The sequence below is a fragment of the Rhizobium sp. P2_G9 genome (assembly GCF_056403475.1).
The window spans coordinates 141,071-158,274 of the sequence record NZ_JBFUFK010000015.1 but is presented as its reverse complement, the minus strand read 5'-3'; the positions used below and the strand labels follow the sequence as shown (position 1 = coordinate 158,274).

General features: G+C 62.0%; 11 protein-coding genes. 3 read left to right on the top strand and 8 right to left on the bottom strand.

Features of this window, described 5'->3' with window-relative positions; all coding sequences use genetic code 11:
• Positions 1-6: 6 nt before the first annotated feature.
• Positions 7-1,008, bottom strand: a complete 1,002-nt coding sequence (locus tag AC1DYF_RS15015) for a Gfo/Idh/MocA family protein (protein WP_477877526.1) — start codon at positions 1,006-1,008, stop codon at positions 7-9.
• Entirely contained in the window at positions 1,005-2,048 is a 1,044-nt protein-coding gene (locus tag AC1DYF_RS15010; protein WP_477877525.1) for a LacI family DNA-binding transcriptional regulator, read from the bottom strand. The genes AC1DYF_RS15015 and AC1DYF_RS15010 overlap by 4 nt, the downstream gene beginning before the upstream one ends.
• Before the next feature lie 318 nt (positions 2,049-2,366).
• Between AC1DYF_RS15010 and AC1DYF_RS15005 the strand changes: the two genes are divergently transcribed.
• Positions 2,367-3,596, top strand: a complete 1,230-nt coding sequence (locus tag AC1DYF_RS15005) for a dihydrodipicolinate synthase family protein (protein ID WP_477877524.1) — start codon at positions 2,367-2,369, stop codon at positions 3,594-3,596.
• Here the strand turns inward: AC1DYF_RS15005 and AC1DYF_RS15000 are convergent.
• The 5 genes from AC1DYF_RS15000 to AC1DYF_RS14980 form a co-directional block, all read right to left on the bottom strand.
• Positions 3,539-4,279, bottom strand: coding sequence for an SDR family NAD(P)-dependent oxidoreductase (locus tag AC1DYF_RS15000; protein ID WP_477877523.1), 741 nt, complete (start codon positions 4,277-4,279; stop codon positions 3,539-3,541). The genes AC1DYF_RS15005 and AC1DYF_RS15000 overlap by 58 nt on opposite strands.
• A gap of 11 nt (positions 4,280-4,290) precedes the next feature.
• Positions 4,291-5,502 carry an MFS transporter gene (locus AC1DYF_RS14995; protein WP_477877522.1) on the bottom strand — a complete coding sequence of 404 codons (1,212 nt, stop codon included), beginning with the start codon at positions 5,500-5,502 and terminating at the stop codon, positions 4,291-4,293.
• A complete protein-coding gene (locus AC1DYF_RS14990) occupies positions 5,495-6,535 on the bottom strand; it encodes an aldo/keto reductase (protein WP_477877521.1) in 1,041 nt (346 codons plus the stop codon). The genes AC1DYF_RS14995 and AC1DYF_RS14990 overlap by 8 nt, the downstream gene beginning before the upstream one ends.
• A gap of 208 nt (positions 6,536-6,743) precedes the next feature.
• The gene (locus AC1DYF_RS14985) at positions 6,744-12,071 is read right to left on the bottom strand and encodes a hypothetical protein (protein ID WP_477877520.1); all 5,328 of its coding nucleotides are present in this window, start codon (positions 12,069-12,071) and stop codon (positions 6,744-6,746) included.
• 186 nt (positions 12,072-12,257) lie between these two features.
• A complete protein-coding gene (locus AC1DYF_RS14980; protein ID WP_477877519.1) occupies positions 12,258-12,512 on the bottom strand; it encodes a hypothetical protein in 255 nt (84 codons plus the stop codon).
• Positions 12,513-12,598: 86 nt separating this feature from the next.
• Here AC1DYF_RS14980 and AC1DYF_RS14975 point away from each other — a divergent pair, with 86 nt between their 5' ends.
• Together AC1DYF_RS14975 and AC1DYF_RS14970 are read left to right on the top strand one after the other, a co-directional pair.
• On the top strand, positions 12,599-13,099 hold the full coding sequence (locus AC1DYF_RS14975) for a cupin domain-containing protein (RefSeq protein ID WP_477877622.1): 501 nt from the start codon (positions 12,599-12,601) through the stop codon (positions 13,097-13,099).
• A 235-nt stretch (positions 13,100-13,334) separates the two neighbouring features.
• A complete protein-coding gene (locus AC1DYF_RS14970) occupies positions 13,335-14,939 on the top strand; it encodes an inorganic phosphate transporter (protein WP_477877518.1) in 1,605 nt (534 codons plus the stop codon).
• A gap of 561 nt (positions 14,940-15,500) precedes the next feature.
• Here the strand turns inward: AC1DYF_RS14970 and ltrA are convergent.
• Positions 15,501-16,862: a group II intron reverse transcriptase/maturase gene (gene ltrA / locus AC1DYF_RS14965; RefSeq protein ID WP_477877621.1), complete on the bottom strand. Its 1,362-nt coding sequence runs from the start codon at positions 16,860-16,862 to the stop codon at positions 15,501-15,503.
• Between the last annotated feature and the right edge of the window lie 342 nt (positions 16,863-17,204).

Sequence of the window (17,204 nt, the reverse complement as noted above, 5' to 3'; positions counted from 1 at the left end):
TCAGTCTCAAAGTCCAGGTTCGATTTTCACGGCATGGCCGGTCTTGGCGGCTTCGACCACGGCAAGGCCAGCCGCAAGCGACCAGACGCCGTCCTCGCCAGTAGCCGAGGGCTTACCCTTGCCGGCGATGGCACTGTGGAAGGCTTCCAACGCGGTTTCATAGAGGTTGCGGCCATCGAGCTTTAGGTCCTGCTCGCCCTCGGCATTGCGCAGGGTGACGGTGCCGAGGGGCTTCTGCGTCATGACGTTGCGCGCCACCAGCGACCCCTCGGTGCCATGCACCTCGAAGCCGGTTTCGGCAAACCTGGTGGTAAAGCCATCATGGAACTGGGCGATGACGCCGGATTTGAAGCGCATCACCCCCATGACCGCATCCTCCAGCCCTTCCTTGCCCATGCCGCCACGCTGGCTGAAGGCGATCGCGTCGACCGGATCGTCGCCGAGGACGAAGCGCAGCGTATCGGTATCGTGCACGGTGATGTCGAGGATGACGCCGCCGCCAGCCTCCGGCCGGTCAAGCCGCCAGCCTTGCAAGTGCGGCGGCAGGTAGACGGCGTGGAAAACACGCGCCGACAGCGGCTTGCCGATCTTGCCGGCGGCGATGGCATCGCGCATGGCGCGATGGCTGGCAGCATTGCGCAGATGATGGTTGGTGGCGACCACGACGCCGGCATCCTTTGCCGCCTTGACCATCGCCCTGGCATCGACAAGCGACATGGCGAGCGGCTTCTCGCAGAGGATATGCTTGCCAGCCTTGGCGGCAGCAATCGCTTGGTCGCGATGCAATTCATTGGTCGTGGAAATATAGACGGCGTCGATTGCGGGATCGTCGACGAGGTCCGAAAGGCTGGTGACCGATTTGGCAATACCGTGGTCGGCCGCATATTTCGCGCCGCGCTCGGCATTGGTGCTCATCACCGAGACGATCTCGCCGCCGGTGGCGCGGATGGCGCCGATCACCCATTCATGAGCGATCGTGCTCGCCCCGATCAGACCCCAGCGCGTCATGCCCGTTTCCTTCCCTCATTCAAGCCGCCCATACTTGACTCGCGCACGACCAACCGTACGGAGCCCGTCAGCGCCTCCGGTTCGGCCTTGCCGGCGCTTATCTGCTTGAGCAGCAATTGCGCGGCGCGGCGGCCCATGCCCTGCGGGTCGACCGATACAGTGGTCAGCGCCGGCACCGCCGTCTTGGCCTCGATCACGTCGTCGAAGCCGATGACGGCAAAATCCACGCCCGGTTCCAGCCGCTTCGCCCTCAGCCCATCGCAGACGCCGAAGGCCACCGCATCATTGAAGCACATGGCCGCGGTCGGCGGATTGGGCAGCAGCATCGCACGGGTCACGGCATCGACGCCGCCGGCGCGCGACGGGGCGGAGCCGACGATCAGGCTTTCATCGACGCCGAGGCCCGCCTTGGCGAGCGCATCGCGATAACCTTCCATCCGCTCGGCGAACACTGTCGTGTCCGGAAAACCGCCAAGGAAGGCGATACGGCGATGCCCGAGACCGGCCAGATGTTCGACAGAGGCAAAGGCGCCGGCATGGTTGTCCGACATCAGTGACGAGACTTTCGCGCCGGGCACATTGCGGACGACGACGACGACCGGAATGCCCGCGGCGACCAATGGCTTCAGGTCGGCGGCTTCAGTACCGCGCGCCGGCGAGACGATCAGGCCGGAAATGCCGTGCTCGCGCATCGAGGCGATCACCTCGCGCTGACGATCAATGCTTTCGCCGGAATTGGAAAGGAACTGCACATAGCCGGCCGACTGGACGACCATGTCGACGCCAACAGCCAGTTCGGCAAAGAAGGAGTTGGTGAGATCGTTGACGACGATGCCGATGATCTTCGACTTGGCGTTCGACTGGCGCAGATTGGCCGCACCGCGGTTATAGACATAGCCCAATTCGCGGATGACTTGGTTGACCTTGGCGCGAGTCATTTCGTTGACCAGTGGCGAGCCTTGCAGGACGAGCGAGACGGTCGACTTCGACACGCCGGCGGCGTGCGCGATCTCGACAACTGTCACCTTGTCCCTGGCCATAGACTGATTTCCTCCGCGGGTCTGATGCCCGCTGTCGATGGCGTTTTAATTGGAACGATCCAAAAGTGTCAAGCGGAAAGATTTGTTAAAGTTGGATTTTGAAGTTGCTTCGCAGCGAATACGCCCGCACATCCTTAAACAAAAGAATGCTGAACAACGCGATAAATTTAGTATTTTCAATTATTTATAAGACGATCGCTCTCCTCTTGGCTCCGCCGCTGCGCGCTTGTTCGTCCGCGTCAATATCCATCGCCAAAATTTCGCTTGAAATTTGGAACGATCTAAATTATTGCTCCCACCGAACTCAGGGAGGCACCCATGACACTTTCGCTCAGACTTCCGAAGGCCGACGGCTCGGTCGAGGCTTACCTCCTGATGGGCCATCCCACCGCACGGCCAGCCGCGCCCCCGAAATTCAATCGCATCGCCTATGCCGCCGCCCATGTCGTCTCCGATCCGTTGCGCGATCTCGATCCCTGGAACAAGCCGGCCGTCGATTGGGACGCGACCATGGCGTTCCGCCATCATCTCTGGAGCCTCGGCTTCCGTATCGCCGAGGCGATGGATACGGCACAGCGCGGCCTGGGTCTCAACTGGACCGGGGCGCAGGAACTGATCTCCCGCTCCCTCGCCGAATCCCGCACCATCGCGGGCGCCGATCTCGCCTGCGGCGCCGGCACCGATCATCTTGCGCCGGCCGACGCGAAATCGCTGGACGATGTGATCGCGGCCTATGAGACACAGATTGAATTCGTGGAAAAACATGGCGGCCGGGCGATCATGATGGCGAGCCGGGCGCTGGCGAAACTTGCCAAGTCGCCGGATGACTATGCCAAGGTCTATGGCCGCATTCTCAGTCAGGCCAAGGACAAGGTGGTGCTGCACTGGCTCGGCGACATGTTCGATCCGCAGCTGGCCGGCTATTGGGGCAGCGCTGGATTCGCTCCCGCGCTCGATTGCGCCATTCGCATCATCGAGGAAAACAAGGCCAAGGTCGAAGGCATCAAGATTTCGCTGCTCGACAATGCCAAGGAGGTTGAGCTGCGCAACCGCCTGCCGGACGGCGTGCTCTGCTTTACCGGCGACGATTTCAACTATGCCGAACTCATCGAGGGTGACGGCAGCCGCTACAGCCACGCGCTGCTCGGCATTTTCGACGCCGTTGCGCCCCAGGCGTCAAAGGCGCTGGCATCATTGGCGGCGGGCGACGTGCAGACGTTCCGTTCGGTGATTGAGCCGACCGTGCCGCTGTCGCGCAAGATCTTCGAAGCGCCGACGCAATATTACAAGGCGGGCGTGGTGTTTCTCGCCTGGCTGAACGGTCATCAAAGCCATTTCAGCCTGCCGGCCGGCATGCAGTCGGCGCGTGGCGTGCTGCATTATGCCGACATCTTCCGTCTGGCCGACAAGGCCAATGTGCTCGACAATCCCGAACTCGCAGCCCGCCGCATGGCAAGCTATGTCGGCACTTTCGGCATCGAGCAGGATGATCACATCGGCATGTCGATGCCGGAAATGCGGGCGCAGGCTTCCAGCAGGCGGTCCTGAAGCCCCACTTCCAGCGCCTGCCGGTTCGGTTCGCGCTGCTGCATGTGGAAGAAATATTTTCCTGTGACCAAAGCCGCCGGGCTGTGAAAACCTTGTTCGAGATCGTCGGGGGCGCCGGTGCCGCCCATGCGCGTCGCCACCCAGCCAGGATCGACGGCGTTGGACGGCAGGTTCCAGAGCCGGCCGATCGCGAAGGCCAGCATGGCGTCATAGAGCTTGCTCTCCGCATAGGCCTGCGAACCACGCCAGGGCCGCTTTTCCCACAACAGGTCGTCGAAATGGGCGTCGGCACCGCGATGCATGCCGGAGCTCATATAGATCAGCCGCTGCGGCCGGGCGATGAGCGCCGTCAATATGTAGGGCGAGAGCACATTGATCGCGAAGACTTGCGGTAGGCCGTTCGGCGTCAAGCGGTGGCCATCTTCGTAGCCGATCGCCGCATTGTGGATGACCGCATCGAACTTGCCTTGCGCATTGACCTGTTCGGCGACGATGCGCGCGCCTTCGATGGTCCAGAGATCGCCGATCACGATGGCGGTGACGCCTGGTGCCGCCTTTCGTGTATCCTGAGCCCGCGCCTCGTTGCGGGCATGCAGGACGACGTCATGCCCCTGTTGGAGAAGCAATTGGCCTGCCATAAGGCCGAGCCCGGTCGACGATCCGGAGATGAAAATGCGCGCCATTGGAGACCTTCCTATTTTGCCATCTTCGTCATCCGCAGTTCCGCCATGAATAGCAGGAATGGGATGACGCCGAGCAGAGCGCCGGCAATGGCGGCGATATTCCAGCCGCCGTGATGATAGAGGAGCGTGCCGGCCACGGCGCCGCTCGCGCCACCGGCAAAGGTGGACGTCATGTAGATGGCGTTTACCCGGCCGCGCAATTCTGCGGGCGAAGAGAAGATGATCCGCTGGCTGACGATCTGGTTCATCTGCACGGCCGCATCGAGGATGATCGCCAGGACGACAAGCGGGATGAGCGCGAGCGCATGCACCGATGGGATCGTGCCGGCAAAGCTCAGCGCAAGTGAAATCATGGCAATGCCGCTCATCAACCGACTATGACCGCGGTCGGCAAGCCGGCCGGCAATCGGGGCGCAGAGTGCGCCGCCGGCACCGGCAAGCGCAAAGAGACCGATGCCCTGCGTGCTCAAATGGAAACGCTCGGCCAGCATGACCGGTGCCGTCGTCCAGAACAGATTGAAGCTGCCGAACATCATGAACTGATAGACTGCCCGCCAGCGTACTGCCGGCATGTTCCCGAAGATGCCGATCATCGACCAGAGAATCTGGCCGTAATGCAGGCCGGATTTCGGTCTGTGCTCCGGCAGCATCCGGTAGAGTGCCACGCCAATCGCCACCATCACCACGGCCGACGCATAGAAGACGGCACGCCATCCAAAGCTTGCGGCGATGAACAGCGATATCGGCCGCGCCAGCATGATTCCCGTCAGGAGGCCGGACATGACATTGCCGACCGCCCTGCCCCGCCGTTCAATCGGCACGAGGTGGGCCACCAGAGGTATCAGCACCTGCGCGCCGGTTGAACAGAGGCCGATCAGGAATGCTGCAAGAAAGAAGGGGGCGACGGATGTCGACGCCGCCATGCCGATCAGGCTGAAGACGGTGATCGTCAGCGTCGTTAGCACCAGCTTGCGGCTTTCGACGAGGTCGGAAAGCGAGACGAGAAAGAACAGGCCTAGCCCGTAGCCGATCTGCGTGACAGAAACGATCGAACCTGCAAATGCCGGGCTGACCTTCAGGTCCGGACCGATCTGCGAGATCAGCGGCTGGGCATAATAGAGATTGGCGACCAGCGAACCGACAGCGGTCGCGACCGTGAACAGCAATGCGGCCGAGGGTTCCCCCACGGCCGGCTTGAGTTGAATTTCGACCGCCTCAGCCATTGGTGGCCTTCAACCGGGCGAGTTGCGCCTCGCCCTGACGCTCGAACATCCAGCCGGGATATTCGCTCGGCAGCTTGCTGACGTCGTCAAGCTTGGACATTTCCTCCGAGGTCAGGATGATGTCGACAGCAGCGAGGTTGTCGTCGAGCTGCTCGGTGTTCTTGGCGCCGATGATCACCGACATGACGAACTGTTTGTTGAGCACATAGGCAAGCGCAATGCGGGCAATCGAGACACCGCGCGCATCGGCGATCTCGCGCATCACGTCGATGCAGTCGAAGGCGCGGTCCTTGTTGAGCGGCGGGAAGTCGAAGGCGGCGCGGCGGGCATCGTTCGGGCCGCCGCCGTCACGCTGGTACTTGCCGGAGAGGAAACCGCCGGCGAGCGGGCTCCAGACCATCAGGCCAAGCTTCTCTTCGTTGAGCAGCGGCACGATCTCACGCTCGAGGTCGCGGCCGGCAATGGTGTAGTAGGCTTGCAGCGTTACCGGACGGTTCCAGCCATGCTTGTCGGAGATGCCGATCGCCTTGGCGATGCGCCAGGCGGCCCAGTTGGAAACACCCCAATAGCGGACATGGCCCTGGCTCACCAGGTCCTCCATCGCCCGCACCGTCTCCTCGACCGGGGTGATCGGGTCGGTGCCATGGATCTGGTAGAGGTCGATATAGTCTGTACCGAGACGCTTGAGGCTGGCCTTGACGCCGGCCATGATGTGGCCGCGCGAGGCGCCGCTGTCGTTGCGGGCCTGGCCGGTGGTGCCGAAGACCTTGGTCGCCAGCACGATATCGGAGCGCAGGCGGCCGGAATTCTTCATCGCCTGGCCGGTGATTTCCTCCGACAGGCCTTCGGAATAGACGTCARCCGTGTCGATGAAATTGACGCCGGCGTCCAGCGCGCGGGCGACGATGCCATCGGCGACCGACTGGTCGAGCGCGCCGATGTTGGTCCAAAAACCCTTGCCGCCGAAAGTCATCGTACCGAGGCAGATCTCGGAAACGGCAAGGCCCGTGTTACCCAGTGTTTTGTAACGCATATCGGATGTCCCTGAGGTTGGGTTCGAAGTGCTGCACCGGACGCGGGCCACGGATGGGCCAAAGGGAAGGAAGCGCGGAAAACGAAGCGCCCTGGTACAGCCGTGACGTCATGTAGGTCGCATAATAAGAAGGGCAAGCCTTTTTATGGGCCTGCCCTTTCTTTTTCAAGGTAGCGTTGCTTGCTGCGTCAATAACGCCGGCTGCGCGTCAGCTCCAGCTGAAGTCGACGCTGGAGAGGTCCGTCGCTGCCACACCCTTCATCAGGATCACCATGTCGGCCGTGCCGTTGCCGTCCACGTCGACATAAAGCTTGTGGCTGGCCGTATCCATATAGGCTTGCGAATTGCCGGCGCCCGAGAATGTCGACGACGAACCGAGATAGCTGAAGGTGCCGCTCAGCAGTCCCTGGAAGACCAGCTTGTCGGTTCCGCCAAAGGCGAAATCCGTGATCGTATCGAAAGCGGCGCTGGTGGACTGGCTGGTGCTGGTGAAGACGAAGGAGTCCGCACCGACGCCGCCGGTCAGCGTGTCTGCACCGAGGCCGCTGATCACCGTGTCGTCGCCATCCTTGAGATCGACGGTGGCGCCGACGCCACCGCTGATGGCGATGTAGTTGATGCCGGTGCTGCCCATGATCTGCTCGACATTGGCGATCGTCGCCGTGCCCGTGCCGAGGAAAGTGACATAGTCGGTGCCGCCGCCGAGATTGATATTGCCGTCGGAATAGCCGGCCGACAGTTGCAGCGAATCGTCGGCTGCGCCGCTGGTGATCGTCTCCACCGACGTCATCGTGGCCGTGACGCCGCCGCTGAAGGTGATCGAGTCGGCGCCCGAACCGAGACTGAAGGCTGCGCCGGTCGTGTCGGTGAGGATGGTGATCGTATCGGCAAAATTGCCGCCGGCGACCGAGTTGACGTGGCTCAGCGTCAGCGTATTGAGGAAATTGTCCAGCGTCACCGTGTTGTTGCCGGCGTCGAGATCCATCCAGACACCCTGTGCCGCCCCGGAGAAGATGACACGATCGTCACCGCCGTAGCCGACAATGCTTTCGACGCCGGACAGCGTCACCGTGTTGCCGGCGGTCGCGAGGTCGAGCACATCATAACCGGTGCCGAGGTTGATGAAGCCGGCATAGGACGTGGTGCCGACCACGACGGTATCCGCGCCAGTGCCGCCGACCAGCGTCTCGATGCCGCCGATGGTCAGGGTATTGCCAAGCGCGCTCATGAGCGTGAGCTTGTCGCTGCCGTCACCGAGGAAGATCATGCCATTGGTCACCTGCGTCGAATAGGTGATCACGTCGGACTGCGTGCCGCCGGAGACGGATTCGATATTGGCGAAGGTGGCGGTTATGCCGACCGCGGACCAGTTGACGATGTCGCTGCCGGCGCCGAGGTCAAGCAGGTTGATGGCGCCGGCGACATAGAGCGTCACCTTGTCGGCGCTGGCCGAGCCGATGATCGTTTCGGTGTCGCCGATGGTCAACGTGCCGCCGCCATTGGAGAAATCCAGGTAGTCGTTGCCGGTGCCCAGGCCGATGACGCCGCCGGTCCATCCGCCTTCGAGAATGATCGTGTCCGACAGCGATCCGCCGGAGATCGTCTCGGCATTGTCGATCGTCGCGGTATTGTTGAAGTTGGAGAAATTCACCTGGTCATTGCCGGCGCCGAGATCAATCTCGCCGGTGGTGAATTGCTGGGTGAAGGTGATGACGTCGTTGCCCGACCCGCCGCTGACCGATTCCGTCCCCATCAATGTCAGCGTTGCGCCGGTGGCGTTGATCGTCAACTGGTCATTGCCGGCGCCGAGGTCGATCGTGCCGCCGGTATAGGAGGTGCTCAACACGACATTGTCGTCGCCCGCGCCGCCGAGCACGGATTCGATATTGGCGATGGTGACGGTGTTGCCGCCGGAATAGAGGGTCAGTGAATCGCTGCCGGCGCCAAGGTCATACTGGCCGCCGTTCGACGAACCGAGCGTGATCCGATCGGCGCCCGCGCCGCCCTGGATGGATTCGACATTCGATACGGTGATCGTGCTGCCGAGATCGCTGACGATCAGCGTGTCGGTGCCGCCGGCAAGGTCATAGGCGCCCGCGGTCAGGGCAGAATTGATGCTGACCCTGTCATTGCCGGTCGAGCCGACGACATTTTCGACATTGATCAGCGTCACCGTCGTGTCGGTGGCGCCGAAATTGACAGTGTCGCTGCCGGTGCCGAGGTCGATGATCATGCCGGTAACGTCGCTCGTCAGCGTCACCACGTCGGCGAAATTGCCACCGAGCACCGATTCCACATGCGCAATCGTCGCCGTGTTGAGGAAGTTGCCGAAGACGACGGTGTCGGTGCCGGCATTGAGATCGATCTGCCCGCCGGTGAATTGCTGGCTGAAGGTAATGACATCGGAACCGGAGCCGCCGGACACCGATTCCGTGTTCATCAGCGTCAGCGTCGCACCGGTCGTGTTGACCACCAGCGTGTCGTTGCCGGCACCGAGATCGATGGTGCCGCCGGTGAATGGCGTGGCCAGGACGACCATGTCGTCGCCGGCGCCGCCCAGCACCGATTCGATATTGGAAATCGTCGCCGTATCGCCGCCGGAATAGAGGGTCAGCGAGTCGCTGCCGCCGCCGAAATCGAACTGGCCGCCGTTTGTCGAACCGAGCGTGATCCGCTCGACGCCGGCGCCGCCCTGGATCGACTCGGCGTTGGAAACGGTCAGCGTGGCGCCGACATCGGCCAGCATCAGCGTATCGTTGCCGGCGCCCATGTCATAGGAGCCTGCCGTCGGTGCCGAGGTGATGTAGACCACGTCATCGCCACCTGAACCCGTGACGGTCTCGACATTGATCAGGGTGATCGTCGTCGGCTGGCTGCCGAAAATTACGGTGTCGCCGCCATTGCCGAGATCGATGGTCGTTCCGGTGAGCACGCCCGACAGCGTAATCGTGTCGGACGAATTGCCGCCGAGCACGGATTCGACGCCGGCGATGGTGGCGGTGTTGAGATAGTTGCCGAAGATGACCGTATCGACGCCGTCGCCCAGTGATATCGTCGAGCCGGTAACGGACTGCGTGAAGGTCACCATGTCGTTGGCGCCGCCGGCGGTGACCGTCTCGACCGATGACAGCGTCACCGTGCCGCCGGTAATGTCGAGCGCAACCATATCGGTGCCGTCACCCAGGTCGAGCCGCATGCCGGAGACGGCCGCGCCGAGATAGATGACGTCGCTGTCGGTGGAGCCGGTCACCGTCTCGACGCCCGTCACGGTCACCGTGTTGTAGGCGGTGGTCGTCGACTCATCGAGGGTCAGGATGTCGCTGCCATCGCCGAGATCGATCTCGCCCTGGAAGGAATCGATCAGCGTGATGCTCTGGTTGTTGAGGTCGCCGGTGACGGTTTCGACATGCGAAATCGTGATCGTCGCCGTGGCGTTGACAATCAGGTTGTCGCTGCCGGCGCCGAGATCGATATTCATGCCGGTGAGCGTGCCGAGCAGCGTGATCGTATCCGAAAAGGCCGTGCCGGTGAGAGTCTCGACATTGGTGACGGTGATCGAGGCCCCGGAACTCATGCCCGAGAGATCGAGACTGTCGGCGCCGGTGCCGAGGTCGACAGTGCCGGATGTCATATCGCCGGTGATGAACACGGTATCGGCGGAGCGCCCGCCGGTAATCGTCTCGACACCGGACATGGTGATCAGGTTGACGAAATTTCCGAGCGTCACCCGGTCGGTGACGCCATAACCCAGCGTCACCAGACCGCCGCTGATCGCCGAGCCGAAGGTGATGGCGCTGGCCACGTCGGAACCGGCCGCACTGATCGTTTCGATGTTGAGCACCGTCAGCGTACCGCCGCCGTCGGAAATATCGAGCGTATCGTTGCCATCGCCGAGATTGATCGAAGGCACCGTCGCCGCGCCAGTGAAATAGACGACGTCATTACCCGCCTGGCCGATCAGGGTCTCGACGCCTGCGACGGTGACCGTGTTGCCGGTGCTGGCGAGCACCAGCGCATCGGAACCACCATTGAGGTTGACGGTGAACTCGCCGCCGGTTGGCTGGTCGCCGAGGATGACATAATCGCTGGCGCTGCCGCCGATGATCGTCTCGACCCCACTGACAGTCAGCGAGTTCGCGGCGGCCGCGAGCGTGAGGCTGTCGGCGCCGGCGCCGAGGTCGATCGTCGCGGCGGTCAAGGCTCGGGAGACAACGATCGTGTCATCGCCAGTACCAGCGGTGACCGTCTCGATCGCCGCGATGGTGAGCGAATTGTCGGCATTGGCGAGCTGGAGACTGTCCTTGCCGTCGCCGAGATCGATCAGGCCGCCTGTCATCTGGTCGCTGACAGTAATTGTGTCGGATTTGGTGCTGCCGATAACCGTCTCGACACCCAAAAGAGTCAGTGCATTGTCGAACTTCGCCAGGGTCAATTTATCGGCGCCATCGGCCAGGTCGATGTAGAGACCATTGGCTGCCGTGGCGAGCGTGATCAGATCCTTGCCGTCGTCGGTGCCGACGATCGTCTCGACATTGCTGACGGTCAAGGTGCCGCCGCCGTCGTCAAGGAAGAGCGCATCGGTGCCGGCGCCCATGTCGATGGTCGTGCCGGCGCCGGCAGTCTGAAGATAGATCCTATCGTTGCCGGTGCCGCCCTTGATGGTTTCGACATTATAGACAGAGACCGTGTCGGACTGATCGCTGAGCACCAGCTTGTCCTTGCCGGCGCCGAGGTCGAACTCGACATCGACTGCGCGGACGCCGATGGTGACGATATCGGTATTCGTTCCGCCGACCAGCGACTCCACATGTTCGACCGTCAGGCTGTTGGCAAAGCTGCYAAGCGTCAGGATGTCGTCGCCGCCGCCGAGGTCGATCGTGGTCTTGGCGGCAACCGAGGCAAGCGTGATATCGTCGTCGGAATTGCTGCCCGTGATCGTTTCGATATTGACCAGCGTGATCTCGGCCGCGGATTCGAAAGTGATACTGTCCTTGCCGGTTCCGAGGTCGATCTTGCCGCCATCGATCTCGTCCTGGACGGTGACGACGTCAGAGGAAGCGGCACCGACCAGCGTTTCGACGCCGGAAATGGTGAGGGTGTTGATAAAGGCGCCCAATGTTACCTTGTCGGCGCCGTCACCCAGATCGATCGTCGAGCCTGTGGCCTTGGACCCGAAGACGATGTTGTCGGTGTCATCACCGCCAATGATCGTTGCGATGTTATAGACCGTGAGGACATTGCCGTCGTCGCCAAGGACGAGTTTGTCGTCGTCGCCGGCGAGATCGATCTTGGCGCCCGCAACCTTGGTTTGGAACGTGACGATATCGGTGCCGCTCGAACCGAGGATGGATTCGATATTCGACACCTTGATGGTGTTGCCGATACCCTTGAGCTTCAAGGTGTCGCTGCCGCCCAGGAGATCGAGCGAGTCATTGTCGACCGACTGCGTCACCACGATGAGGTCTGCGCCGGTGGTGCCGGTGACGCTGCTGATGTCGGTGACGGTTTTCGTAAGACTGGTTACGGCTCTTGCCATCGTCATGATCCCTGTCTTGGCGGCCAGCATGAAAGCGGCCACGGCACGCGGGAACCCAATGGTCATCCCGTGCATGGTGGAGCGTTAAGGAAGTCTTAGTATTTGAAGCTGTGTCGAGGCTGGTCGCCGAGCCGCTATCCACCACCCATTTCGTTTTGGTACATTCTTAACCCGCCGCCGCTAAGCTCAGGCCAGGGGAACCGGGAACGCTGTTTTCCCTTTGCGATCAAAGGCGGCAGGACGTTGGTGCAGGCTCTCAAAACCCAAGACGACAGCGATGATCGCGCGGAAGCAGGCGCGCATCGGATCGAGGAAATCATCGACGCCTTTGACCACGTGCTCGAATCCCTCGACGAGATTCTGGCGCTGACCGAGCACGCCTTTCCCCAGGATTTCAAAGACGCCAATCGCTGAAGCCAGGCCCGGCAACGACGGCTTCACTGACCATTGTCCCTGCCCGCTTGCAAGTTCGGCCGGATTGCGGCTTGATGTGCGGAACGCAACTCGCTCTGTCGCTGAGGCGCATGATGTCCGATCACACTGACGACCACGATCACGACTATTGGAAGCACAATGGCGTGCGCGTCATCAAGGGCGACCGGCTCGATGACAACACACCGCAGACGCCCGGCATGTATCGCCAGGCCGCCATCACGCATGCCCGGGTCGGCGCGCAAAAACTCTGGGCCGGCACGGTGACCATCCAGCCCGACGCCAAGACCGGCGTGCACCACCACGGCGCGCTCGAAAGCGTGATCTTCGTCGTACGCGGCAGGGCGCGGATGCGCTGGGGCGATCGGCTCGAATATGTCGCCGAAGCCGAACCGGGCGACTTCATCTTCGTGCCGCCCTATGTGCCGCACCAGGAGATCAATGCCGATCCCAACCAGCCGCTCGAATGCGTGCTGGTGCGCTCGGACGACACGGCTGTCGTGGTCAACATCACCGATGTCGATCCGGTCGAGAAGCCCGAAACCGTCTACTGGGTCGACCCGATCCACAAGCATCCGGACGATCGCAGCGCGTAGCCGTCATAATTTTGTCATCGCGGCCTTCAGCGCGCTGCGTCTGGAAACGAATGCCACTTTGCCGCCAACCGATTGAGCCGGCTAAGGAATTTTATTTGACTTCTGTCAGGTCAGGCCGAGCCGGCGGCTAAACCGCGCGGAAAAATTCCCCAATCAATTCAAGCTGTCACACCACATTCACTGAATGGCTTTAGGGATTTGTTAATCCCGGGGATCGTCATTTGGAGTTGGGGATATGACAGATATAGCGTCCAAAGAACTTGAAGTTTCGCATCCCGAGCACCCGCTCGGCCGTCCGAGCCAGCTCGGCAACATCTTCCTGCCGGTGTTCGGCGTCATTCTGCTGATTGGCCTCGCCTATGTCGGCTACGCGCTCGGACACGACCTGACCGACGCACACGCCGTGCCGTGGATCTTCCTTGGCCTTGCGCTCCTGATCGCGCTCGGCTTCGAGTTCGTCAACGGCTTCCACGACACTGCGAACGCCGTGGCGACCGTCATCTATACCCGTTCGATGCCGGCGGAACTCGCCGTGATCTGGTCGGGCTTCTTCAACTTCCTTGGCGTCATCACGTCCAGCGGCGCCGTTGCTTTCGGTATCCTGTCGCTGCTGCCGGTCGAACTCATCCTGCAAGTCAGCTCCGGTTCGGGCCTCGCCATGGTGTTCGCACTGCTGATCGCGGCGATCATCTGGAATCTCGGCACCTGGCTCCTCGGGCTGCCGTCGTCGAGCTCGCACACGCTGGTCGGTTCGATCATCGGCGTCGGCCTCGCCAACCAGTTCCTCGCCCCGGCCGGTACCGCCACGTCAGGCGTTGACTGGTCCCAGGCCACCACGATCGGCCTGTCGCTGCTGCTCTCGCCGATCATCGGTTTCGGTCTTTCGGCCATCCTGCTGCTGCTGCTCAAGCTCGTCGTCCGCAACAAGGCGCTTTATGAAGAGCCGAAAGGCCACAAGCCGCCGCCGATCTGGATCCGTGGTCTGCTGGTCCTGACCTGCACCGGAGTCAGCTTCGCCCATGGCTCGAACGACGGCCAGAAGGGCATGGGCCTCATCATGCTCATCCTGATCGGTCTTGTGCCCACCGCCTTCGCGCTCAACCGCACCCCGGATGTCAATTATCTCGACGCCTACAAGACATCGTCGGCCCAGGTCGAGACCGTGCTCGGCAAATATGTTAAGCCGGGCGTGACCGTCACCGATTACAAAGCGGAAGTCGGCAGCGCGGTGAAGACAAAGACCTGGAAGGACCAGACCACGGTCGCGCTGCAGCAATACATCCACAACACCAGCGCCGAAGTCGCTAAGTATCCGTCGCTGGAAAAGGTGCCGGGCGATCTGGTCGGCAACGTCCGCAACGACATTTACCTGATCGGTGAAGCATTGAAGCTGATCGACAAGAAGCAGCTTCTGCCGATGCAGGGCGCTGACCTCGATGCTGTGATGGCCTATCACAAGTCGGTCGACAACGCGACGAAGTTCATCCCGCTCTGGGTCAAGGTCGCAGTCGCTCTAGCGCTCGGCCTCGGCACCATGGTCGGCTGGAAGCGCATTGTCGTCACCGTCGGCGAGAAGATCGGCAAGACCCACCTGACCTACGGCCAGGGCGCCGCTGCCGAAATGGTCGCGATGATCACCATCGAAGCTGCCGACCAGTTCGGCCTGCCGGTCTCGACCACCCATGTGCTATCCTCCGGCGTCGCCGGCACCATGGCCGCCAACGGCTCCGGTCTGCAGTGGTCGACGGTTCGCAACATGCTGCTCGCCTGGGTGTTGACCCTGCCGATCTCGATCGCGCTCTCCTTCACGCTGTTCGTGATCTTCCGCCAGGTGTTCTAAGCGGGCTTACGAAGAGTCCATTCAATGATTACGGGCGGCGCTGACAGGAATGTCGGCGCCGCCTGATTTTTTTCGGTGAAACGAATACTGCTCGAGCCGAGCTTTGAGCGAAACTACGTTCGCCGCAGTTGTCTCAACTCCGTGACGAGAATGCAGATATGAAAAACCGTTCACACGACCGGCCTTCATCCGCATCTTGTCTATAGCGCGCCAAATTTCTTGCGTTGTGCTTGTGACGGACCCTTCGAGGCCCCATTCCGCTTCGCGTCATGGGACGCCTCAGGGTGAGGGGAGATTGGGACGCCCGTATTGCCACAAGCACTGTTGTAGCACGGGGAGATTGTGGCGCGCGCGGCGGCCCCAACTACGGCCCTCACCCAGAGGCACTTTTTCAGCGCAGCCGGAAAAGTCTCGAAGGGTCCTGCCACAAACTGCATTGGGCGCCGTCGGCGCCCCAATCCCTCTGTTCTGAAATCGGCATAGGGGGCGATCGTATATGATCGCACCCCTGCCACACCACCCGGCATGCGGGTCCGCACCGGGCGGTTCGAGAGATTGAGGTCAGGTGAGTCTGGGCATTCCGAGTTGGTCTGCCCATTTGATCGTGAGGACGGTGTTGAGGAGTTTTGCGCTGTTGCGCCACCAGCGGCGGGCGTTTGCCGCCACTTGGTTCGCCACATCCAGGCTTGCTCCTCTGGCCGTCAGTTCCCGAAAGATGGTCCTGCCGCGCTTCCATTGCTTGAGCTGGATCGCCCTCAGGCGGTGGCGCATCCACTCGTCCAGCTCTCGCCAGATCCGAGGTGTTTGCGCCAGCCTGAAGTAGGCTTTCCATCCGCGCACGAAGACGCCCAACCGTTCTGCCACGGCTTTCAGAGACCGTCCTGTCACCCGCGACGTCAGGTCACGCACGCGATCCTTGAACGCCTTGATGGCCTTGTCGGCAACCGTTCGCTTGACCACTCCTCCCGGTGCCACCCAGAAGGCGTAACCGAGGAATTTGCGGCCGAAGGCGCTGGCAACGGCGCTCTTGGTCTCATTCACTGTCAAGTGAAGTCGGCCATAGAGGCGCCGCAGCAGAGCCATTACCCGCTCACCCGCCCGCCGTGACCGCACATAGACGTTGCAGTCATCGGCATAGCGGCAGAAGGCATGGCCCCGCCGTTCAAGTTCCTTGTCCACCTCGTCCAGCAGCAGGTTGGCCAATAGCGGCGACAGCGGCCCGCCTTGCGGCGTGCCTCTGGTCCGCTTGATGGTCGCATCGCAATCGACAATGTCGGCATTCAGGTAAGCCCGAACCAGGCGGATGACGCCGGGATCGGGGATTTTCCTGCGCAGACGGTCGATCAGGATGTCGTGGTCAACCCGGTCGAAGAACTTCTCCAGGTCCACGTCCACCACGCTCCGCCGCCCGGACTGCACGAACGATTGCGCCGCAAGAACGGCATCGTGCGCACTACGCCCCGGACGGAAGCCGTAGCTGTGCTGGCTGAAGGTCGGATCAAGGATCGGCTGGAGGACTTGCAGGAGCGCCTGTTGGATCAAGCGGTCCAGCACCGTGGGGATGCCAAGCTCGCGCTCGCCGCCCCCCGGCTTCGGGATCATCACGCGACGCACCGGCTGCGGCCGATACGTCCCCTCCTGCAGGCTGTCGCAGATGGCAGGCCAGCACTGGCGCAGCATCGCAGCCGTCTGGTCGATGTCCAGACCGTCCACGCCTGCAGCACCCTTGTTGGCGCGCACCTGCTTGAAGGCCGCCAGAAGGTTCTCTCGCCGCAGGGCCGCATCAAGCAGCCCCGCACCTGTGGTGTTACCGTTCCGTGGCGGGGGCGCGGCTTCGTCAAGATCGGAGCTCCGACGGGCTTCACCCGCCTGCTTCTCCGATCTCCCGGACATTGCCGGCATCTGACGCATGGCCTTGCTCATCCTCGGTGGCAACGTCACTCTCTCTCGTTCGGCCCTTCGTTCGCGCGCAAAAAAACGCTCCCTACTACGGCCTCTGCTGACTTCTCGCGCCGGCTCGACACCGTCGCCCTTTCAGGCGCAAAGCGAGATCTCCCCAGGTAAGAACGCACTCCTTCCCTGCACGACCGCCGGATCTACACCACCGACCCTTGGTCACAAGAGCTTTGCGGTCTCTTGCCCGCTCGCCCTGATCGGCATCGCCTCTTATCCGGTTCTTTTCCATCGGCCCGCAGGTTCGATCCACGCTTCCTTCCCACGGTCGGTCACCCTGCCGCAGTTGCGCTTCTCTTCGCTCGCCATGAC